Raw genomic sequence first — 21,252 nt, 5'->3', positions numbered from 1 at the left:
GGGGCGACTCCTACCGAGCCGGTGTGGCCGCCGGCGTCCCCTGCACCTGCGCCGCGGCCAGTTCCTTGAACATGGCCTGCGTGTCCTGCGGTTTGTGCGGGGTCAGCCGCGTGTCCCAGCACACGCCTATCTGCTTGGGCAGCGAGACTTCGATGGCGGGCACGCTGGTGGCATTGGAGAGCTTGGCCTGGAGGCCGCGCTCTTCGCGGGCGAATTGCGCGTCTTGCAGGCGCTGCTTGTCGGCGGTTTTTTCCTTGTCCAGGCGCTCCAGCTGCTCGAGCTGCTGCGCGCCCTTGAGGATGGCGTCCTGGCCTTCGAAGTTGTAGCGCAGGCCGATCTGGCGCACGCCCAGGGCGTCCAAGCGGGCGCGGGCGGCGGGGAATTCGTCGACGTTGAACTGGCGCGCGCCGTCGCGGAAATCCTGCAGGAAACGCACGACGCCGCCGGCGCCGGGGTATTTCTTGGTGAGCACCACGTCTTCGATCTTGATCTGCAGCGTGACGTCGCCGCACTGGCGGTCGGCCACGGGGAAGCTGTCGGTGACGGGGAAGTTGTAGTTGTTGAGCACGCGCGCGCCGGTGGCGCACTGGATGGACAGCACGCTGACAAAGGGCTTGGCCTTGGCGCCGGGGTTGACGCTGGTGGGCTGCGCGGTGATGGTGAGCTGGTGGACCTGGGCCTTGATGGCATCGGCCTTTTGTTTGATGTCGGCCAGCAGGCGGTCGAGCTGCGCCAGCGCCTGTTGCGACTGCAGCTGCTCTTTCTGGCCGGCGAGCTTGTCGGTCTGGTCCTGGAGGTCTGCGCGCTGCTGCGTCACGAGCTGCTCGACGCGCTTGCCGGCCGCATCATTGAGCATGGGCAAAAACTGCCGCGTGAAGGGCACGCTGTAGCCCAGGGTCTGCACGATGGCAAAGCGGTTGGCGTCGCGCTGCAGGAAGGGCTTGGCCGGGCCGTCGGCAAAGGCCCAGACCGTCCCCTTGGCGCCGTAGAGCTGGTCCAGCATGGCCGTCATGTTGGGCGCGGTCTGCAGCGGCCAATCCACCTTGGAGGCCCATTCGCTCTGCAGGCTGCAGGAAGCCTGCTCTTCGGTGTAGGCCAGCACAAAACGCAGCGGCCCGCCCATGAGCTGCCAGACGATTTCGTCGTTGGGGTTGTTGTAGCCCACCTGGCGGCGCAGCTGCACCAGGCTGTCGGCCGTGGACTGCAGGGCCGAGGCCTTGACGGCCGGGTCGGTCGAGAAGCTGTGGAAGTCGACGGCCGCCTGGTAGGCCTTGCCGGGGCCGACCACCACGTCGGTGGCCACGGCGTTGAGGTCCTTGAAGAACTTTTGCAGCGTGGCCGCGGCGCCCAGGTTGTTCTTGAGGGTGGTCTGGCCCTGGCCGGCGGAGCCCGAGAGGACTTCCTTCATGGCCTTGCCGCCCACGTTGTTGATGGCGCCCACCACGTTGAGCGCGTCGCCTGCGGTGCCGCTGCGGGCCGCCTGCTTGCGCAGCTCGGCCAGCTCGCGCGACAGCTGCAGCCAGCTCGGCAGCTGGGACGCGGGCTGGTTGCCGAACTCGTCGTTGAGGCGGTCCATCACGCGGAAATAAGGGCTGCGCGCGCTGGTGATCAGGCCCATGGCCGAGCGCCATTCGACCTCGCCGGACAGCGTGCGTTCGGTGCCGGGGAAAGCCGCGGCGAACTTCTGCCAGGGCTGCAGGCGGTTGTCCTTGTACCAGACCTCGAAGGCGCTGCGGTGCGCCAAAAACTTGGGGCCGTCGTCTATGCTTTTTTCCATCTCGACGAGGAAGGCGTCGATCTCGCGTTTGCCGGCCAGGGTGAAGGCGGCGGGCACCACGGGTAACTCCGGTGCAGCCGCGGCGCCACGCGCCTGGCTGGTGCCGCCCCAGAACTCCTGCACGGTGACGGGCTTGATCAGCGGGTTGCTGTCGGGCAGGCCGCCCAGCCAGGTGAGCGCCGGGTCGTGCAAGGCCAGCTGGTTGAACAGCTGCTGCTCAAAGCGCAGGCGCACCGCCACGTAAGGGTCGCCGGGCGCCGACCAGGCGATGTTGGAGATGTAGAGATTGTTCAGGCGCGCGTAGAGCTCGGGCGTGTAGCGCGAGATGTGCTGGCGCTGCGGCATGGCCAGCAGCGCCTCGCGGTCGGCGCCGCGCTGGTGCGCCTGCAGCAGGTTGATGTAGCGCACCAGGTTGCGCATCTGGCGCGGGAACTCCTTGTTGGGGTCGTTCTGCAGGATGCGTTCGGAATCTTCCTGGTAGTTGGCGTCGGTGATCGGCAGGATGTATTTGCGGAAGTTGTCGGTGAAGCTACTTTTCAGGCGCAGTTCCAGGTCGTCGATGTTGGTGGTCTCCACCATCCACTGGCTTTTCCAGTTGTCGTTGCGGCGCTCGATGACGGAGATGGTTTCGGACAGGCGTTCCAGCGTGGCCGCGTCGTCCTCGAGCTTGCCGGTGAACTGGGTGTTGAGCCGGTCTTTTTCCTGCAGCAGCGACAGCGTCTGCATGTTGTCCATGAAGCCGATGGTGATGAAGATGCCCGCCGCGGCGCTGAGCAGCACCCAGGCCAGCAGCCCGAGGTTTTGCGTGGCGGTGCGCCAGGGGTTGCGCAGCGAGGCCGGCAGCGAGATGTTGCGGTCCTGCGGCAGCACGCGGCCGAAGAAGTCGTGCAGGAACAGCCCGGCGTTCGAGCTGGAGTGCCGGGGCACGGGCGGCAGCACCTGGCCCAGCAGGGTGGAGACGGCGCCGCCCTCCTGCAGGCCGCTGCTGAAAAACAGGCCCCGCAGGAACGGGGTCTCCAGATACGCGCTGTCGCCGAAGCAGGCGCGCAGGAACACTTCCAGGCCGGGCTTGAGCTGGTTCAGCTCGTTGGGGAACAGCAGCAGCTCGGGCGCTACCGGCGTGCCGCGCGCCACCAGCACCGTGCGCAGCACCTGAAGGCGATCGTGGATGTTGCCGAAGGCCTTGTCGAGGAAGGGGTTCTGGGCGGGCTCGCCGCTGTCGGGTTCGGCCAGGTAGCCCATGGCCTGCTCGAGCGAGTTTTCGCTCAGCTGGCGCGCCCACTCTTCCATGCCGTAGAGGCGGTCGCACTGCGTGACCAGCACATAGACGGGGAAGCGCTTGCCGAAGAGGCGTATCAATTGCTCGATGCGCTCGCGCACCACGCGGCCTTCTTCGAGCAGGTCGTCTTTTTCCGGGTGGGCCAGGCGCTCGGTGCTGATGGCCAGCACCAGGCCGTTGAGGCCTTCCTTGCCGCGGTACTTGGCCAGCAGGTCCAGGCCCAGTTCCCATTCGCTGCGGTCCTGCTCGAGGTCGGCCGCTTCGACGTAACGCCCGGCGCAGTCGATGATGACGGCGCGGTCGAAGTACCACCAGTCGTAGTTCGCGGTCTGCTCGATGCGCGCGCTCTGGCTGACCTTCTGGATCGACGAGGACAGGCGCGTGCGCGTCAGCGCCGTGGTCTTGCCGGTGCCGGAGCGGCCCACGATCATGTACCAGGGCAGCACATAAAGCGGGTTGCCGAAGCGCTTGAGGCTGGAGGCGCGCAGCGTGGCCGCGGCCGTCTTCCATTTGCGGATCAGCACCGCGCGCGGCGAAGCCTGCCTGGCGGCCTTGTCCTGGTTGGCCGAGGACACCTGCGCCATGAGGCTGCGCGAGCGGTAGACCAGCACCAGCCGGATGATGAAACGCGCCAGCAGGTAAAAGCCCAGCACGCCGAAGAACACCGCCAGGGCAGCCCACAGCGGCCAGTCCATGTAGAGGGCCAGGCCCCAGCTCAGCAGCGCCAGCAGCGTGAGGACCAGCAGCCACAGCAGGAATGTGCGCAAGGCTTTCATTTGATCTGCGCCATGATGGAACTGGCCGTCTGCCAGATGATCAGGTGGTAGATGCCGTAGAGCACGGCCAGCACGATCAGCGGCGCCAGCAGCACGCTGAGCGTCAGCGAGGAAATGCGCCAGCGCCAGCGGCCCTCGGCCTGCTGCTTGCCGCGCGTGAGGCTGGCATAGGCCTGCGGAAACATCACCTTGCCCGAATCGCCGTACAGGCCCTCGCCTTCGTGCACCAGCTGTTGCAGGCAGGCCTGCTTGATGTCTTCCAGCGTCTTGGGATTGCGGTCATGGCCGTAGCGCCCGGCAAACCCCATGCTCAGGCAGAAGAAATAGACCTCGCGCACCGCGAGCTGCTGCGCGCCCAGGGCTTCCAGCCGCGTGAAAAATTCGACGCCGGCGCTGGACACGTTGAAATAGCGTTTTTGCAGCAGCAGGCGCTTCCATTCCTCGGCGCCCTGCCAGGCAGTGGCCAGCAGGATTTCGTCGGCCCAGGCGACGACGGCGAACATGCCGTTCATCGTGTCCACCTCGGCGATGCCGGCTTCCTGGGCCTTGCGGCGCGCGTCGGCCAGCAGGCTGTCGAGCTGGTCCTTGACGGACGCCGCGCTTCCCGAGGGCTGGCCCTGTACATGGCGCACGAAGGCCATGAAGGGAATGAAACAGTCAACAAGGCGCACGTTATCTCCGCAACACGACAATTTCGGCCTTGAGGTCGGCCGGCGCATCCATCCAGTACAGCGCAATGGAGCCCTCGCGCTCCACCATTTCCCATTGCTGGCTCATCTGCTCGATACGGAAGTAGTAGGAGTATGACCTGCGCGGCAGCCCCTGCGGCGCCGCCGCCATGTGGATCAGCTCCAGCCCCGGCAGCGCGTGGGAGATCAGCCCCGGCATTTCGTCGGTGGCGGCCAGGCGCGCGTCGCGCTGCACCGAGTCGACCACCCACTCCATGTCTTTTTCGGTGCGTATCACCAGGTAGAAGCGGTTGCGCTGGCCGAAGAAATTGCGCGGCAGCTGGCCCACGTGGTAGTCGCCCTGCTGTTGCAGGATGGCCAGGAACTCGGGGCCCACGGTGATTTCGTTGAGCAGGTGGCTGACCATGCTGCGCACGCGCTCGAAGCACTTGCCCAGGTCGCTGTGGTCGTAGGGCGGCAGGCCGGGCGTGCCGTCTTCGGCCTCGCCGAGCATGTTGAAGCGCTCCGAAAAAGAACTCAGTTCGCCGATCAGCTGGCGCATGGCGCCGTAGGCCAGCCAGGGATGCACCTGGCGCGTCTCGGTCAGGTGGAACAGGTAGGGGCTGGCGCGGTTCAGTGAGCGCAGCGCCAGCAGGAACACCATGTAGCTCGCGTCGAACTCGGCCTTCTGCATCTCGCGCGGGCTTTTGTATTCCTGCAGCTGGCGCGCGCGGCCGGTCAGCTCGTCGCGGATGTCTTTCACCAGGCGCAGCAGCACGTTGGAACCGGAAATCGCATAGCAGGGCGGGATGAAACTCTCGGACACCTTGATGGCGTCGCCGTCGCGCACCAGGCGCGCAATGGGGATCAGGCTGTAGTCCTGCAGCTTGTCGATCTCGCCCTCGAAGAACACCTTGACCACGTGCAACAGCGTGCGCACCTGGGCGGCCGGGCCGTCCGAATACAGGTCGGGCACTTCGGGCGGGTTGGCCAGCGTGGCGTAGCGGGTGCCCGCGCCGCCGGCTTCCGTCAGGTCGGCCGCGATGGTCACGTTGTTTTCGGTGGCGCTGAGCTTTTTGAGGCCCAGGTAGACGGTGAAGGGCTTGTCGCCTTCGACCCAGTCGGCGTCGAAGGGCCTGGCCTTGATGACGGCGTTGCCCGGGTATTCGATGTAGCTGCGGTCGGGGAACAGCAGGCGCGCGGCCTGTACTTCCACCGTGCGGTTGGTGGCGGCCGCGGCGACGAGTTCGAGCTCGCCCACGCCCCAGAAATGCGGCAGGCCGGACTCCTGCAGGGGCTTGTGCTGGAACTGGTTGTGCAGGTCAGCCATCTGGAAATGCTGGGACTGCAGGAACATGCCCTGGTGCCAGTAAATGCCTTGTTTTTCTTCCATGTGCTGCCTGCTGTCCTTATTTGTCCAGTTTTTTCACTGCGCTGCCGGCGTTCATTGCATCGTTGAGCGAATCCGGCGTCAGTTTGATCTCCCGGCCCCCGCCGTCGAGCGGAACCGCCTCACTGGCTTTTTTCCCCAGGTCCCGGTTCAGCCGCTCGGCATTGAGCAGCTCGTCCGGGCCGAAATTCAGGCGCAGCGCCAGGGTCGCCGGGGCCGCCTTGTAGGTTTTGCTGACCATGCCCTCGCTCTCGACCGTCAGCGGCACCTCGAACAGGCGCGCGCTGCGCGCCGCTTCCATCTGGTAATAACCGGCCGTGACGCCCACGAATTTCGCCTTCTGCGCCCGGTCCAGCTGCAGGATGGAATGTTGGCCCGGCGCCACGACGTAGCGCGCGAAATGCACAAACCCCTCACCGCCCTTGCCGCTTTCCAGCGATTTTCCCACCAGCGCCGTGTCGGCGATCAATTTATAGAAGGCTGCGGAATCTTCCATCTGGTAAACACCGAGGACCAGCGTATGGGCCTCGCCGCCGTATTCATTGAGCCGGTTGTCGGCCTCGACCTCCACCAGGATGGCATTGCGCGCGAATTCCCAGGCGATTTCGGCCACGGCTTCCTTGCGCGTGTTGCCGCCCATGAGGGAATTGGCGGTGGCGCAGCCCGACAGGGCCGCCGCCGCCATGCCGGCGGCCAGGCAGGCGCTCACCACCCGCCATGCGCGCACCCCCTGGGACCTTTGTTCAACCAAGTTTTGCCTGCTCGTAATTAAAGGTAATTTTGGTGAATTCATTCGGGAAGATGATAATAAGCCATGCAAATTGGAGCGGCAATTTACCCGGGGCTTGCCTGCATCGCGCTGGCGCTGCCGGCCCTGCCCGCCCTGGGCCAAAGCGCTCCCGTTACTCCGCCTGCTCCCGCCACGGCCACATCCGTACCCGCGCCCGACGACGCCCTGGCCGGTATCGAACTGCCTCCCCCGCCCACGCTGGCGCCGGTGCTCTATGCCTACGCCACGCTGGGCAGCACCCGCACCGTTGAAAACACCTGCTGGCAGGTACTGATCCCCGAACGCCAATACCTGATCCGCCAGGACAACGCCAAACCCTGGCTGCTGCGCAATGCCGTGCCCCTGATAGGCGCGGCCATGGGCGGCTTCACCGGCGGGTTCCTGCTCAAGCGCCACGCCACCGCCGAGGTCTATAAACGCTGGGCCGTGCCTGTCATCGTCGGCAGTGGCGGCGCCGGCTTTGTGCTGGGCCCGGGCGGCGTGACCGGCGCGGTCGTGGGCGGCGCCATCGGCGACAAACTCGGCAAACAGAAAGCGCCCATCACCGCCGTCAGCATGCTGGGCGGCGCGCTGGCCGGCAAGGCGCTGTGGGACATGGTGTTCCCGCCGGCCGTGCCGCCGGCGCCCGGCAACGATCCCGACGACGACATCCCGGTGGAAGTCTTCCTGCGCGACAAAACTTGCGGCAAGCGGCTGCAGACCGCCCACAGCCAGTCGGTCTACCGCGTCGGCTACCGCTTCAACAACGAGGAGCGCGTCGCCGAACTGCCCTACGACCCGGGCGAAGCCCTGCTGGTCAGCGCGGGCGGAGAGATCACCGGCCCGGCCCGCAAACGGCTCGACTGAGCGCCACTCCGGGCCTGGACTGTCCAGGTTCACACCAGCCTCAGGAGGGTGGCTTCCGCATCCGCTTCCTCGGCATAGGGCATGAACAGAATCGAGTCAGGGCAACCCTTGACCTTCACGAAGTAGGAGCTGTTGGCGTCCACCTGGTTGCGCACCGCCCATGCGGTGTATTCGTTGCCGGCGACTTCCAGCTTCAGCCCCTCCTGGGCGAACTCCAGCGTGGTTTTTTCCGGCAGCATGGCCTTGGGACCCACGGCCTGGAACTGGATCTCGGCGCCGCCGCCCTGCACGCCGAACACCACGCCCGGCCACACACCGGCTACCGGGCCGATCTCGAACCACTGGCCCAGGCGTTCGTTGCCCAGCACGTCGAGGCGGAATTCGGCCGCCGCCGCCTTGCCCGGCACATTGGCCTTGGCCACGATTTTGGCGGGCCAGCTCGCGCCCGACTCCAGCAGCCGCTCGGCCTGCGCCATCAGCGCCGGCAGCGGGGCCTCTTCCGGCGGGACGGAGTTCCACAGCGTGAGGAGGGGAAAGTTGCCGCCGCGCGCACTGCGCAGGGCCGAGGCCATCAACGACAGGCCGTAGCGCACCGAGGGCTTTTTCACCTCATCGCCGTCGACCAGCACCAGCCAGGCGTCGGCCTTGGCCTCCAGCATGGCGTCCAGCGCGATGCGCCAGGCCAGCTTGTCGGGCTGGTCGGCCCAGAAGTGGCCCTTGCATTGCAGGCCGTAGCGCTTGAGCACCGCGGTCACGGCGGCGACGCGGGGCTGGTCTTCCTTGAGGGCGGTGATCCAGACGGTTTTCATGGGCATCCTGTTCGGGCTTTAGGGTTGGTGCTCGGCGCGGATACGGCACATGGCGGTCAGGGCGCCAGTATCAGCACCTTGAGCTGGCTGGGCACCAGGCTGACGCCGGGGCAATTGGTGGAGTTCTGCAGGTTCATGCTGGTCATGCGGGTGGCCACCAAGCCCCCCACCAGCACCGTGAAGGCCCCCGTCATGGGCATCGACGGCGCCATCACCGTGCCGGAGGCAACACCGGTCATGAGGCCGGCGTTGTCTCCGTTGGTCAGGGGAATGATGGTGCCCATGTTGTGCGCGGGCGTGCCGCCGTAAAGCACGTTATAGGCGGCCGGGACACCCATCATGCCGGTGGCGATATTGGGATAAGGCAGGGGCGTGGGAATGGGGCCGGCGGGCGACGGAATCGGCGTCAGGCAGACGTCCGGAAAACCCATGTTCATCCCGCCCATTTGTGTGTTGGCAAACATAAAAACTCCTATCCCAGGTGGATTTGTCCGCCGTCCACCTTGACCAGCTCGTCGGCCGTCATCAAGGTGTATTTGGCGTGCAGTTGCAGGCTGGTTTCCGCCTGGTAATCGATCTGCCGAGCCTTGACCTGGTCGAGCTCATCGACATGGCGGTAAGACCGGCTGACGCGTTGGTGGAAACGTTCGAGGATCGAATCGAAGGTCTTGCCCACCGTCTTGACGCGGTCCACACAACTGCGCCAGGCATCACCGACCAGTGAGAGGTCCTGGATCGTGACCTCGCCCTGCAGGGCTTCAACCTTGAGTTTTCCGCCTTGCAGGCCGATCTCCCCCGGCGATTGCAGGCTGATGCCGTCACGCGCCGTCACATTGAGCCTCCCGCTCGCCGCGCGGATCTCGGTGTTGGCGGGCAGGTTCAGCGTGGCGCCCTGGGCCTGCGCGCGCTCCAGCACCGCCAGCACGTAGTCGGCGCCTTCCGTGTCGGTGACCAGCAGGACCTTGTCGCCGACGGACGGCTCAAGCAGGCAGCTCGCGGCGCGGCTGGCGCGGTACACCGCGGCCTCGGTGTGCACGACGAATTGCTCGCCGGCCTCAGTGACGGTGCCATATTGCTGGAAGATGGCCACAAGCTTGGGTTGAATCGCAAGATTTCTCATTGAACACCTCTATGAAATAAATAACATGGTTTTCGTGAACACGGCCGCCGCGTCATGCCGCTCGGCCCCAGTCTTCCGCTTCCGCGAGTTCGGGGTCTGTGCCCAAGGAAGACTCGCGGTTGGCGTTAGTCCATACCGATTTTTCTTCCTGGATGCGGTGAAAGACGGCACGAAAAAGCTGGGTTTTGGAAAGATTCGCCGAAGACAGGTCGGCATGCGAAAAATCGCTGTAGGTCAAATCGGCGCCCTCAAAAACGGCGCCGCGGCAGACGGCTTTGACGAACTGTGCCTGGTACAGGTCGCAGCCCGAAAAATTGGCGCCGGAGACATCAGCCTCCATAAAAATGGCTTGGCGCAGTTGCGCGCCCAGGAGAAAAGTCCCCGCCAATTTAGCGTTTGGGAAGATCGCGTTGCCGGCCCTGCAGTTGTGCAACATGGCGCCGCTGAGGTCGGCATCCTTGAAGTTGCACTGCGTGAGGTCGGATCCGGAGAAGTCGACCTTGGACAGGTCGGCCCCGATGAACTGCGTAGCCTGCAATTGCATTCCCCTGAGCTTCAGGCCCGACATGCGCGACCTGACAAAAATCGTGTTCGAGCAAACCGCGCCCTCCAGCAGGCTTTGCGACAGGTCGACCTCCACCAGCGTGGTCTGCTTGAGCTGGGCGCCGGCGAAGCTCGCGTCCGGCAGCGTGGATTTCAGGATGGCTGCCCGGTCCAGGTTGGCGTTGGAAAAGACGGCTTGGGTCAAGTTGCATTCGATCAGCTTGGTGATGGTCATGTTGGCGCGTGAGAAGTCCGCGCCCGTGAAATCGCCGCGTATAAAACTTGCGCTTGCCAGGTAGCAGTCGTTGAGCTTCGCCCCCGCCAGCGTGGAGTCCACGATGTTGGTCATGTGCAGGTGCGCGCCACCGAAATCGGCGTTGTTGAAGCTGCAATTCAGGAAGGTGCTTTCATCCAGCCTGGCGCCCTGGAGATTGGCGCCGTCGAAGGAAATCTTCTCGAAGATGCCGCCCGACAAATCGGCGCCGGAAAAATCCAGGCCGCGGCAGTCGGCGCCCTGCGCCACTTCACCGCCCTGGATCAGCTCAAGCAATTCGGTTTTTGTCATGATTTTTCAGTGCCCTTGAGTAGGGTTTTTTTCATGTTGGCCCGCTCAAAGACGGTCTTGTCGTCGCGCACCACACGCAGCATGTCGGCCATAAAAAGACTGGCGCCCAGGAATACCGCGCCCGGCAGCTTCGCTTTCTGCAAGGTCGCCCGGCGCAAATTGGCGCCGGACAGGTCCGCCCCTGACAGGTCCGCCTTGGCCAGCCGCAGGTTCGCGGCATCGACCTGCCTGAGGTTGGCATGGGCAAGCCGCGTTTCGGAGAGGTCGGCACCGGTCAGGTTGGCGCCAGCGAAGACGCTGCCGCTCAAATCGGTTCCCCTGAGGTTGGCCTTCATGAGCTTGGCGCCGGTGAAATTGGCTTTGTCCAGCCGGCTGTCCTTCACCACACGCAGGTTCTCGAGGTCGGCGCCGGAGAAATTGACGCCGCTCCCGGCCGCCGTGAGGAAGACCGCCTGGCCGAGCCGCGCGCCGCTGAAGTCGGCGCCGTCGAGCTGGCATTGCAGAAAAATCGCCTTGCTCAAGTCGGCGCCGGCGAATTGCAGGCCGGTCAGGTCCATGTCGGGCATGGCGTCCGGGTTGCCGGGGTTCCCTGGGTCGGGCTTCAGGTCGACCTGGATGAACTTCGCGCCGGCAGCGGAAACACCCGACATATTGGCGCCCGCCAGCCTGGCGCCCAGCAGGTCGCAGCCGGCCAGATTGGCCCGGCTGAAATTCGCTTTGGAGAGATCGGCCCCGGCCAGCACCGCGCCGGAAAAATTGACCTCGGAGGCATCCACCCCGGCCAGTTTCGAAAACCCGAGGTTGGCGCCCGAGAAATTGGCCTGCGCCAGCTTCGCGCCGCCAAAGCACCCCCGGGCCAGCACGGCCTGCGAGAAGTTGGCGCCGCCCAGGTCCGCGCCGGAAAAATCAACGCCCTCCATCAAGGCTTCCGAAAAATCGGCACCCGCCAGCTTCAGCCCGGAAAAATCCGCACCCGTCAGGTCGCGTCCCTTGAAGCTTTCCCCACGGTCCATCGCCGCCTGGATGTCCTGCCTGAGTTGGGCCACATCGCTTTCGGCCAAAGCCGGCGCCTCGGCATGCAAGTGGGCATTCTTGCGGTAGCCGTCCATCATGGCGGTATCCGCCGCCTGGAGTTTCTTGGGCAGCTCCGGGTCCGCCAGCTGCTTTTCCAGGTCTGGGCTGGTCAAATTCTGGGCTTTCAATTCGGCCTGCGTGTCCAGCAGCTGCTGCATGGTTTTTTTGGCAATGGGCTCGGGCGGCCCGCTGCCTTTTCGCCGCGCCGCGGCCACCACCTCGTCGTAATCGAGTTTTTGCTGCTTGCACACTTCGCGCAGCTGGGCTTCGGCTTCGGCCTTTTTCGCCAGCCCTTCCCGCCTGGCCTTCTCCAGCTCCCTCTCCATCTCGGCCTTGAAGGCCGGTATTTCTTCCAGCCTGGGCACGGGGGGATCGGGCGGTATGCTCATCGCCAGGGCACGGTCCATGTCTGTTAAATCCGGCGGCGGCAAGGCATGGGCCTGGTGAATTTCAATCAGTTCCGCCCGGAGTTTCGCGATCTTTTCCTTGCTTTCCGCCAATGTCTTTTCCGCCTTGCGGCGCAGGTTCTGGCGATGCAGACCCTTGGACCTGACCAGCGTGTCCATGCCGTCGTCTTCGGCCGCGGCATCGCCCTCGCTGTTGCTCTCGGGCATGGGAGGCAACAAGGGGCCGTCATTCAGGGCATGCACCGCCCCCTGTTTTTTGTCCAGGCGCAGGGCCAGCAGGTCCTTGTAATACGCCAGGGGCCGGGGCGCCGCGGCTTCTTCCGCACCGATGAGAAGATTGAGGACGTCAGCGCCGTCATCCGTGGTGATTTCCAGCACGCCGCGGAACAGCAAAATGCCCCGCTCCTGGCCGGGGAAGAGCACCAGGGTCTCCGCGCGGGTCAGGATCTCCTCCACCTCTTCCTGGCCATCCTTCTTGCGCGTCACGAGGCAGCGCACCGCGCAGCCGGGAAGCCGGCTTTTGAGCACGGGTTTCCCGGCATGCATGCCCTCGACCTCGAAGCTTTCGTCACCCGCTAGAAAACCCGGCAACCACTGGTCCTCGGGCGCCGCGTTGAACAGCGACCAGTCCATGTCCTGCGCAAAACCGGGAAAACGGGTCTTGAGCCAATGGTCGTCATAAGTCCCGACCTTGGAAAAACGCTGCGGCCAGGTGAAGTCGATGGGTCCGAAGCCGGCGGGATCCGGCCTGTCGTCCGGCAAGGCGACAGGCCGCTGCGGGTTCTCGATATTGGGCAGCAGGTGCGGCTCGCCGTCCTTGGCCGGCGGCATGCCCTTGCCCAGGGGATTGCGGGGGAAGTCCGGCCCGCCGAAAGCCTTGCTGTAATCCAGGTCCATCACCGTAAAGGGTTGCGGCTCACTGATGGTGGAGATGGGTCCGGTCTTCTTCCAGCGCCGGTCGCCCAGCACATGGAGCTTTTTTTCCTGGTCGCCGACTTTCACGCGCACGGCGACCGCGGGGACGGGCTCCCCGCGCGGGGCGTGGCACTTTCCGTAAACCAGGAACTCGCCGCGTTGCTTGGGCATGCCCATGTCGAGCACGGTGTCTTTCCCCATCGCCGTGGCGACGAACTTCCACATCGACACTTCGGACAGCAGGCGCTGCGGCTGCCCGAACGTGAAGAAGGCCGTGGCGTTGACCGCCAGGTAGAACCGGCCCTCGTATTCATAGGTCCGGGTCAGCAGGCCTAGGCGCTGAGGCTTGATGGTTTTCACGTTCAGAGATCCATGTGCAGCGAGGCCATTTCCAGCTTGGTGACCTGTTCACCCAGGTAGAACACCCCTTGCGTGAGGGACAACAGACTCTTGTCCAGGCTGGTCAGGCGGTTGGTGACCTCCAGGACCTTGTTCTCGGCTTTGAGCAGCACGCTGGCATTGACCTCGGCGGCGGCATGGAAGGTGTTCTTGGTACCGAACACCACGTCCGCCGTCGCGCTCAGGGCCACCTTCAACTCGGCGCTCACAGCCGTCGAGATTTTTTCACCCGCGTAGAACTCGTGCTTGCCGCCCACATAGGCGGAGTTGGTGAAGCCGGTCATGAGGTCGCTCTTCATGCCGAAGTACATCGAGGTGCTCATGCCGTAGGTGTGCGTCAGCTCCTTGCCGCGGAACAGGGTCGTCTTGTTGCCGTGCACCACCAGCGAGGCGTCGCCGAAGGTCGCGGTGTTGGTGTTGCCCTTGACGTAAGTGGTCTTGTTCGCCGCGTTGGATTCAACCGTGCCGTCGGTCCGGGTGAGCGTGTCGTTGTCGGTGAAGCTCTGCAACTCGTACAGCTTGCCCAGGTCCCAGGAATCTTCAGGCGTTGGCGTGCTGTCGGTTTCGAGCTTGTACTTGAAGCTGCTGCCGTTGGGCTCCGCGAACATCCTGATGTGCTTGGCATACACATGGTAGGAGCCGGTGGCGGGCGCCGCGGCGGTGGCGGGCTTGGTGCTGTCGATGTCGAGCAGGTGCGATTTCGCATGCACGTTGAGCGAACCCTGCACCGGGTCGCCGGCGAGGTTCAACGTGGTCGGGTCCACCCTCAGCACCATGGTCTTGCCGGCGTTGAAGCTGACGGTTTCGTCCGTGCTGCCGTAAATGCCGGTCTTGTTTTCACCCCAGGTGGTGACGCCGGCCGCCGCAGCGGTGGCGGCGCCGACGCGCCAGTTGCTCTTGGCCGAAGGGCTGTAGAGGTGGGCGCGCTCGCTGCCTTTTTTGTCTTCGAGTTCCAGGAAGTTGCCGCCGGCGCTCTTGATGACGTCCTTGGTGGGGTTCTTGTTGTTGACCACGCTCGGGTTTTCCGAGTTGGGCACGGCATTGACGATCACCGGCTGGTCGGGATCGCCGTCGACGAAAGACAGCAATACCTCTGCGCCTTTGTGCAGCGGGAAATGGATGCCGTGGTTGCTGCCCGAATACGGCGTGGCCATGCGGATGCGGGCCGAGCCCTTATTGGCGGCCTTGCCGGTCCGGCTGAAAGGCAGCTGCACCTTGTACTGGCCCAGCTCGTCCATCTCGGCATATTCGCCCGACCCCTCGGCATCCACGATCGCGCTGACCGTGCCGGCCACATGCGGCCGTATCATGGCCCGCGCCGGGCGGAACTGCACGGCCGAAGGAATGGCCTTGAATTCCAGGTGGTAGTCGGTCTCGCCGGGCTTGCCGCCGTAGGAATTTTCGATGCCGGCCAGCAGCACGCCGGCCTGGGAGCCCCTGTGCTCCACCTCGGTGACCAGGTACTGGCCGTTGAAGTCGGGGCGGTAATGGGCGGCCATGCGCATGAAGTAGCCGCTGCGCAGCCCGACGGCCGTGGCCTCGCCCTTGAAGACCTTGCCGCCGCACAGGATTTCCTGGGCGCGCAGCTTGGCATAGCGCTGGCCTTCGTCCTGCGTCAGGAAGTTTTCACCGTACAGCATCACGTCGCCCGTTCCCGCCGCGGACACCTGCGCCGTCTGCTTGAGCTCGACGTTGGCGCTGCTGTAATTGAATCCCTGGAGGATCACCTGCTTGGGCAGCGGCTTTTGCCGGCAGAGAAAGTTCTGCACGGAGTCTTTGGCGGCGCCGCTGGCCATGTTTTCCACCGGCCGGTAGGTAACCGCGACCACGTCGGCGGGCTGCACCGCGCTGTCGTCCACCATGACCAGCTTTTCGGCATTGCCGCTGTGGTCGAAGTAGAAGTACATGCCTTCCTTTTCCAGCCAGCGGGAAACGAAATCCAGGTTGGTCTCCTGGTACTGGCAGACAAAACTGCGCTTGCGGTAGACGTCTTTCGTCTTCAGCTTCTGCTCGAAGTCGGCCGAAGTAAACCCGCTGTCCTTGATCACCGCCTCGAGGATCTCGGGGATGGTCTGGTCGTTGAGATGCACATCGGACGTGCGGTAAAGGTTCAGGCGCTGAAGCCGAGGCGCGAGCACCGCGCGGTAAAAGACCAGGGAGCCGGCCTGGTGCAGCTGTTCGAACTCGGACAGCACGCCGTGGTAAGGCGTCTCCATGTTGCCGCCCGCGGCGTATAGCGTGAAGGTCGCCGGGTTCGACAACATCTTTTCGAAGTCGATCGCCGTGTCATCCGACACCAGCGTCAGCTCGAAGGAGAAGCTGGCCGAGATGGCTTCGTAGCCCTCCATCTTCACCACCGAGAATTTGTCCGCCGGATAGGCTTTGGAGGCGAACGAAAAACGCTTGTTGCCGGCGTTGAGGTTTTTGTCAAGCGAGGTCATGGTCGGGTTTCCTGTAATGCATGGGGCAGGCGCCGTGGCGCCTTATGCCGCCGCCTCGTCCGCGAACCGGACGGTAAATTCATTCTGGGCGTCGATGTCGAGCGTCACGCCGCCGGGTTGCTCGCCGGTGCTCATGCGCGACAAAATGCCCTGCGACATCAGCGGCATGACGCTGCTGCGCAGGATGAAGTCGACGTTGCGCGCGCCGGTCTCCACTTCGGTGCAGCGCGCGGCGATCTGCTGCACCACCGCGTCGCTGTAGGTGAAGGCCATCTTGTTGTTGTGCGCCAGGCGCTGCACCAGCTTGTTGAGCTTCAGGCGCACGATGCCGGCCAGCGCGTCCTGCGCCAGCGTGAAGTAGGGGATCACCGTCATGCGCGCCAGCAGCGCCGGCTTGAAGTGCGCCGACAGGATGGGCCGGACGGCCGACAGCAGCGTTGCCGCGTCGGGTTTTTCCTCGCCGGCCGTCATTTCGGTGATGACGTCGGTGGCCAGGTTGGAGGTCAAAAAGATCACTGTGTTGGAAAAATCAATCTCCTTGCCTTCGCCGTCGGACAGCATGCCTTTGTCGAAGACCTGGTAGAACAGGTTGAGCACGTCGAGGTGAGCCTTCTCTACCTCATCGAGCAGCACCACCGAATACGGGCGCTGGCGCACCGCCTCGGTCAGCACGCCGCCTTCGCCGTAGCCCACATAACCGGGGGGCGAGCCGATCAGGCGGCTGACGTTGTGCTTTTCCTGGAACTCGCTCATGTTGACGATGACGGTGGATTTCTCGTCGCCGAACAGGATGTCGGCCACCGACAGCGCCGTCTCGGTCTTGCCGACACCCGAGGGGCCGGCCAGCAGGAATACGCCCAGCGGCTGCTGCGGGTCGCGCAGGCCCGACTTCGCGGTCTTGAGCACTTCGGTGATCTGGTGCATGGCGTGGTCCTGGCCGCGAATGCGGGCGGTCAGCACGGACTCCATGCGCATCACGCTTTCAGCCTGGTCGCGCAGCATCTTGCCGACCGGGATGCCGGTCCAGTCCGACACCACCTTGGCGACCACGTCCGGGTCGACGTCGACGCGCACCAGCGGGTTGGCGCCCTGGGCGGCTTCAAAGGCCTTGCCGGCTGCGGCCACTTTTTGCGAGAGTTCTTCCAGCTCGGCCGGCGTGGCGTTGGCGGCCTTGGCGGCCTGGCTGGCGGCGCGCGCGGCCAGCAGCGCATCGGCCGCGCCTTTTTGTTTGTCCCATTCGGCTTTCAGGACCTCGGCCTCGGCGGCCAGCGTCGCGGCCAGGCCGGCGATGGCGGCCAGGCGCTCGGAATCCACCGGCTGGTGGTTGTCGCGGTCGCGCTCCAGGCCGCGCTGCTCGCGCGCCAGGGCCTGCATCTGGCGTTCCTTGTCTTCCAGCACGTCGGGCTTGGCGCTTTGCAGCACCTTGACGCGCGCGCAGGCGGTGTCCAGCAAATCGACGGCCTTGTCGGGCAGCTGGCGGCCGGTGATGTAGCGGCTGGAGAGTTCGGCGGCGGCGACGATGGCGTCGTCGCGCATCACCACGCGGTGCACGTCTTCGTATTTTTCCTTCAGGCCGCGCAGGATGATGATGGCCGTGGCGAGGTCCGGCTCGTCGAGCTTGACCGGCTGGAAGCGGCGGGCCAGCGCCGGGTCTTTCTCAAAATACTTTTTGTACTCGGCCCAGGTGGTGGCGGCGATGGTGCGCAACTCGCCGCGCGCCAGCGCCGGCTTGAGCAGGTTGGCCGCGTCCGAAGTGCCGGCCTGGCCGCCCGCGCCTATCAGCGTGTGGGCTTCGTCGATGAACAGGATGATGGGTTTGGCCGAGCCCTTGACTTCGGTGATCACCCCCTTGAGGCGGTTCTCGAATTCGCCCTTGACGCTGGCGCCGGCCTGCAGCAGCCCCATGTCCAGGCCCAGGATGGTCACGTCCTTGAGCGAGTCGGGCACGTCGCCGTCGACGATGCGCAGCGCCAGGCCCTCGACCACCGCCGTCTTGCCGACGCCGGGGTCGCCCACGCAGATCGGGTTGTTCTTGCGGCGGCGGGCCAGGATGTCCACCATCTGGCGGATTTCCTTGTCGCGGCCGAAGACCGGGTCTATCTTGCCGTTGCGCGCCTTGTCGGTGAAGTTTTCGCAAAAGCGCGCGATGGCGCTGCCTTCGCCGCCGGCCGCCGCCTGGCCGCCGGCCGCGCCGCCTTCAGCGGCACCCGGGGTTTCTTCGATCGAGGCGGCGCAGGTCGCGGCAAAACTTGCCAGCAGGCTTTCGCGGTTGAGCGCGCGCAGCGGGGCGGCATAGTCGCCGGTGGCGTAATAACTGGCGCGCGCCAGGAAGGCCAGCAGCACGGCGCCGGAGCGGATCCGGGCCTCGCCGAGGTTGACCGAAGCGATCAGCCAGGCGTCCTGCATGAGCTCGAGCAGCAACGGCGAAAACGCCGGCTTGCCGGCGTTGCCGGTGCGCATGTCCTCGATGGCGCGGTCGATGTCGCGCTTGACGAGGGCCGCATCGACGCCGTTCTGGCGCAGCAGCAGCGCGACGTCGGCCTGCACGTTGTCGAAGCACTTGACCAGCAGGTGCTCGACGGTGATTTCATAGTGGCTGCGCGAGACGCACAGGCCCACGCCGTCTTCCAGCGCCTGCTTGGTGAAGGCGTTCAGGCGTCCAACCAGGGGTTTCAATTCGACCAGCAGCATGATGTTCTTCTTTCTCTGAGATGAAAGGGATGAAGGGCTGAAAAAACTACAGGGTGAACTGCACGCGGGTGGGCTGGTGCACGCGCTCGGGCGTGAGCCAGGTGTCCAGCCCGAGGCGGGTCCAGTTGGTGGCGGCCGATTCCGGCGCGGCATCCCGCACGTCCAGCGTGCGCGCCGCGCGGGCGTCCTCGTGGCGCAGCTCCAGCACGATGTGCACGTCCAGCGGGTCTATCAAATAAAAGCGCACCAGGAAAGCCAGCCGTTCATGCCCCGGCGTTCCGGGCAGCAGCTGGTGAAAGGAATCCTCGGGCAGGTCGCTGAGCGTGATGGTGATGCTGCCGCTGTAGTCGTCGATCTGGCTGCCCAGGTAGCTGTCTTCCCCGAGCTGGTTGGCCTGCAGGCCCAGGCGAAGCCGCTGGTCGGCCGGGATGGGGACGTACTGCAGCGTGCAGCACTCCACAAACACCTTGGCGGGGTTGAACGCATCGGCCAGCAGTGTGTTCAGGCCCAGCGCCGAGCGCGGGCGCAAATTGAACAGCCCCGCATAACGCAGCAGGCCGTTGCCGGCCGGCAGCTTGCCGCGCAGGTCGCTGGCATGCAGCCCGGTGAAGGCATACAGCTGGTCCAGCACGCCGGCGTCGCCGTCCTCGACCACGCGGTCCTGCAGGCGGTGCTTTCTCCACGCATCGAACAGCAGCGGATACATCGCGTAATGGATGACATCCAGGAAATCGCGCGTGGCGTGCCGCCCTTCGCGCTCTTCCTCAAACAGGTCTTCGGTGTAATACGTGGGCAGAGGGGACGCCACGCCGTACAGGCCGAAGAAATTGGCCGTGACCCGGTAGCCGCCCTCGGGCAGCGCTTCGATGCCGTCGATGTCGTTTTCGGGGAAGCCCAGGCTGAGCCGGGGGCGTATGCGCAGGCTGTCGTTGTCCATGCCGCGCGCCTTGCCGAACAGGCGCAGCAGGCGTATGGCCTGGAAGTAGGAGAAGCGCTCGCCGTGGGCGAGCAGCTGCTCCTCTACAGCAGCGGCTGCTGACCCAATCTTGGCGGCCATTTGAAGACTGCTCCTGTGAAAGCGTCTTCAAGCTCGACGCGGGTGTATGAATTGATGCCGGCATAGTCGGCGATGAAACGGTCCAGCACGCAACCGAAGAGGTACATGTCGCCGATGCTGGCGAAAAAATCCAGCCGGCACTTGATGCGGATCTGCTGGCCGCGCAGCAGGCTGCCGCGCCCCACCAGGCGCGTCTCGCGCGTGGCGGTCACTTCCTGGATGCTGTCGATGCGCCGGCGGTTGGCGGTTTCCTGGCCTTGCTCCTGCCGCTCGGAAAACACATACAGCCCCAGCAGCGCGCGCAGATTTTCTGCGTTGGCGATGGACAAAAAATTCAGCGACACATGCGAGACCAAACGCCACAGCAGCGCTTCACCCGAAGGGGGATTCAGCGGCGCGGTCATGGGCCGGATGTTGCGGAAGGTCATGCGGTCCGGCGAGCTGCTGGTCGGGCGGTTCAGGTCGCCGAGCTTCAGGCTTTCGGGCAGTTGGCGGTTGGTGCAGGTGATCTGCACCGACAGCGTTTCCGGCAGGGGCACGTCGCCCGGCGGGTAGGCCACCGAGAGGAACACGTCGCTGCCGCGGCCCACCGTGGCCGAGCGCAAGGTCGTGCGATAACTCAGCGTGTTGCTGCCGTCGTGGCGCAGCATGCCGAAGGGCACGTAGGCGCGCTCCCGGGAGGCGCCCTGCTGGTAGCCCACGACCTGGTCCACGGAATAGATCTGGTAATGCTGGCGGTTGGCGGCTTCGGGCATCAGCCGGTATTCGCTGGCGCGGTGTTCGTGGTTGACGGGGTCGGCGGCATGCTCGAACAGGTTGACGGCCGGCACGATGTTGAGCATGAAGCTGTCGGCGCGCATATCGGGCATCCAGTCGGGAAGCGAATCCAGCAGGAGCGAGACCTCGAACGACGTGCCCTGCCTTTTTGCCAGCGCCTTGTCCAGGCCCACGATGTCCACGAACAGGAATTTCTCGGGCAGGACAAAGAACTCCTGCAGGGTGCGGTAACCCTGGAAGGCATGGCTGGGGTAAGGCAGCAGTTCGCCGTCAAAGCCGGATTGGCGGATGGCCTTGAGCCCCAGGTCGAAGGGCGCGCCGGACGCGTCCTTGACGCTGACCGCCTTGACGTGATGGGCCAGCAGCAACAGCAGCTTGGAAGCCTCGGCATAGCCGCCGCCCAGGAACAGGCGGACGGTGGGTACGGCCCATTGCGACAGGTCCAGCCCGCCCTGGAGCTCGAACTTCAGGACCAGTTTGGTGGCTTGGCCGGCGCCGCTGGCAAGCCGCGCCTCCGCCAGGGTGAGGGGATGGACCAGGAGTTCGGCGCAGGTGCGGAAGCGGCAGGGCGTGCCGTCCACCGGCACCGAGTCGATCTTGGCGCCCGCCGGGATCTGCACGCTTTCAGCCAGCATGCCTTTGGCGGCAAAACTCACCAGGGTGCAGGCGGGAATAGGCCGCAAGTAATGCGGAAACAGGAGGTTGGCCAGCTCCTGGACAAACTCGGGGAATTCGTCGTCGAGCTTCTGGCGCGTGAGGCCGGTGAGGAAGGCCACGCCTTCGAGCAGGCGCTCGACGTCCGGGTCGGCCGAGGAGCCGGCGAGCATGGGCGCCAGCGCGGGATTGGCCCGCGAGAACTCAACAGCCAGTCCCTTGAGCTTGTTCAATTCATCTTCGTAATACCGATTGAACATGTTGTTCTTCTCTC

The 21,252-nt window shown here is 64.9% G+C and carries 14 protein-coding genes; 1 reads left to right on the top strand and 13 read right to left on the bottom strand.

What is annotated here, in order from left to right:
- Positions 1-10 precede the first annotated feature (10 nt).
- Genes ACLV8F_RS19745 through tssJ form a run of 4 tightly spaced genes read right to left on the bottom strand, consistent with a single transcriptional unit; the run spans position 11 to position 6,599 of the window.
- On the bottom strand, positions 11-3,832 hold the full coding sequence (locus ACLV8F_RS19745; protein ID WP_411885903.1) for a type VI secretion protein IcmF/TssM N-terminal domain-containing protein: 3,822 nt from the start codon (positions 3,830-3,832) through the stop codon (positions 11-13).
- The gene (locus ACLV8F_RS19740; RefSeq protein WP_411885902.1) at positions 3,829-4,503 is read right to left on the bottom strand and encodes a DotU family type IV/VI secretion system protein; all 675 of its coding nucleotides are present in this window, start codon (positions 4,501-4,503) and stop codon (positions 3,829-3,831) included. The genes ACLV8F_RS19745 and ACLV8F_RS19740 overlap by 4 nt, the downstream gene beginning before the upstream one ends.
- A 1-nt stretch (position 4,504) precedes the next feature.
- Entirely contained in the window at positions 4,505-5,893 is a 1,389-nt protein-coding gene (gene tssK / locus ACLV8F_RS19735) for a type VI secretion system baseplate subunit TssK (protein ID WP_411885901.1), read from the bottom strand.
- Positions 5,894-5,909: 16 nt separating this feature from the next.
- Positions 5,910-6,599, bottom strand: a complete 690-nt coding sequence (tssJ, locus tag ACLV8F_RS19730; RefSeq protein WP_411885900.1) for a type VI secretion system lipoprotein TssJ — start codon at positions 6,597-6,599, stop codon at positions 5,910-5,912.
- 105 nt (positions 6,600-6,704) lie between these two features.
- Here tssJ and ACLV8F_RS19725 point away from each other — a divergent pair, with 105 nt between their 5' ends.
- Positions 6,705-7,526, top strand: coding sequence for a hypothetical protein (locus tag ACLV8F_RS19725; RefSeq protein ID WP_411885899.1), 822 nt, complete (start codon positions 6,705-6,707; stop codon positions 7,524-7,526).
- Between the two features lie 29 nt (positions 7,527-7,555).
- On the opposite strand, the gene ACLV8F_RS19720 is transcribed toward ACLV8F_RS19725, so the two are convergent.
- The 9 genes from ACLV8F_RS19720 to tssF are packed head-to-tail and all read right to left on the bottom strand — an operon-like array spanning position 7,556 to position 21,238.
- Positions 7,556-8,335, bottom strand: a complete 780-nt coding sequence (locus ACLV8F_RS19720) for a hypothetical protein (RefSeq protein WP_411885898.1) — start codon at positions 8,333-8,335, stop codon at positions 7,556-7,558.
- A gap of 56 nt (positions 8,336-8,391) precedes the next feature.
- The gene (locus ACLV8F_RS19715) at positions 8,392-8,799 is read right to left on the bottom strand and encodes a DUF4150 domain-containing protein (protein ID WP_411885897.1); all 408 of its coding nucleotides are present in this window, start codon (positions 8,797-8,799) and stop codon (positions 8,392-8,394) included.
- An 8-nt stretch (positions 8,800-8,807) separates the two neighbouring features.
- A complete protein-coding gene (locus ACLV8F_RS19710; protein ID WP_411885896.1) occupies positions 8,808-9,455 on the bottom strand; it encodes a DUF3540 domain-containing protein in 648 nt (215 codons plus the stop codon).
- A 52-nt stretch (positions 9,456-9,507) separates the two neighbouring features.
- Positions 9,508-10,563 (bottom strand): pentapeptide repeat-containing protein, encoded by a 1,056-nt coding sequence (locus tag ACLV8F_RS19705; RefSeq protein ID WP_411885895.1) that lies wholly within the window; start codon positions 10,561-10,563, stop codon positions 9,508-9,510.
- Complete coding sequence (locus ACLV8F_RS19700; protein WP_411885894.1) at positions 10,560-13,319, bottom strand: DUF2169 domain-containing protein; 2,760 nt, start codon at positions 13,317-13,319, stop codon at positions 10,560-10,562. The genes ACLV8F_RS19705 and ACLV8F_RS19700 overlap by 4 nt, the downstream gene beginning before the upstream one ends.
- A 2-nt stretch (positions 13,320-13,321) precedes the next feature.
- Complete coding sequence (locus tag ACLV8F_RS19695; RefSeq protein WP_411885893.1) at positions 13,322-15,799, bottom strand: type VI secretion system Vgr family protein; 2,478 nt, start codon at positions 15,797-15,799, stop codon at positions 13,322-13,324.
- Positions 15,800-15,841: 42 nt separating this feature from the next.
- A complete protein-coding gene (gene tssH, locus ACLV8F_RS19690; protein WP_411885892.1) occupies positions 15,842-18,490 on the bottom strand; it encodes a type VI secretion system ATPase TssH in 2,649 nt (882 codons plus the stop codon).
- Positions 18,491-18,536: 46 nt separating this feature from the next.
- Complete coding sequence (gene tssG / locus ACLV8F_RS19685; RefSeq protein WP_411885891.1) at positions 18,537-19,547, bottom strand: type VI secretion system baseplate subunit TssG; 1,011 nt, start codon at positions 19,545-19,547, stop codon at positions 18,537-18,539.
- On the bottom strand, positions 19,511-21,238 hold the full coding sequence (gene tssF / locus ACLV8F_RS19680; protein ID WP_411885890.1) for a type VI secretion system baseplate subunit TssF: 1,728 nt from the start codon (positions 21,236-21,238) through the stop codon (positions 19,511-19,513). Before tssF ends, tssG begins: the two co-directional genes overlap by 37 nt.
- Between the last annotated feature and the right edge of the window lie 14 nt (positions 21,239-21,252).

Source organism: Polaromonas sp. YR568 (assembly GCF_943369675.1).
Classification (GTDB): domain Bacteria; phylum Pseudomonadota; class Gammaproteobacteria; order Burkholderiales; family Burkholderiaceae_C; genus Polaromonas.
This window is presented reverse-complemented; position numbering and strand designations above follow the sequence as displayed.

Coding starts and splice junctions, on each gene's coding strand:
- ACLV8F_RS19720 (WP_411885898.1), bottom strand. CDS start 8,335: ATGAAAACCGTCTGGATCACCGCCCTCAAGGAAGACCAGCCCCGCGTC.
- ACLV8F_RS19695 (WP_411885893.1), bottom strand. CDS start 15,799: ATGACCTCGCTTGACAAAAACCTCAACGCCGGCAACAAGCGTTTTTCG.
- ACLV8F_RS19745 (WP_411885903.1), bottom strand. CDS start 3,832: ATGAAAGCCTTGCGCACATTCCTGCTGTGGCTGCTGGTCCTCACGCTG.
- tssF (WP_411885890.1), bottom strand. CDS start 21,238: ATGTTCAATCGGTATTACGAAGATGAATTGAACAAGCTCAAGGGACTG.
- tssH (WP_411885892.1), bottom strand. CDS start 18,490: ATGCTGCTGGTCGAATTGAAACCCCTGGTTGGACGCCTGAACGCCTTC.
- tssK (WP_411885901.1), bottom strand. CDS start 5,893: ATGGAAGAAAAACAAGGCATTTACTGGCACCAGGGCATGTTCCTGCAG.
- ACLV8F_RS19705 (WP_411885895.1), bottom strand. CDS start 10,563: ATGACAAAAACCGAATTGCTTGAGCTGATCCAGGGCGGTGAAGTGGCG.
- ACLV8F_RS19710 (WP_411885896.1), bottom strand. CDS start 9,455: ATGAGAAATCTTGCGATTCAACCCAAGCTTGTGGCCATCTTCCAGCAA.
- ACLV8F_RS19715 (WP_411885897.1), bottom strand. CDS start 8,799: ATGTTTGCCAACACACAAATGGGCGGGATGAACATGGGTTTTCCGGAC.
- tssG (WP_411885891.1), bottom strand. CDS start 19,547: ATGGCCGCCAAGATTGGGTCAGCAGCCGCTGCTGTAGAGGAGCAGCTG.
- ACLV8F_RS19725 (WP_411885899.1), top strand. CDS start 6,705: ATGCAAATTGGAGCGGCAATTTACCCGGGGCTTGCCTGCATCGCGCTG.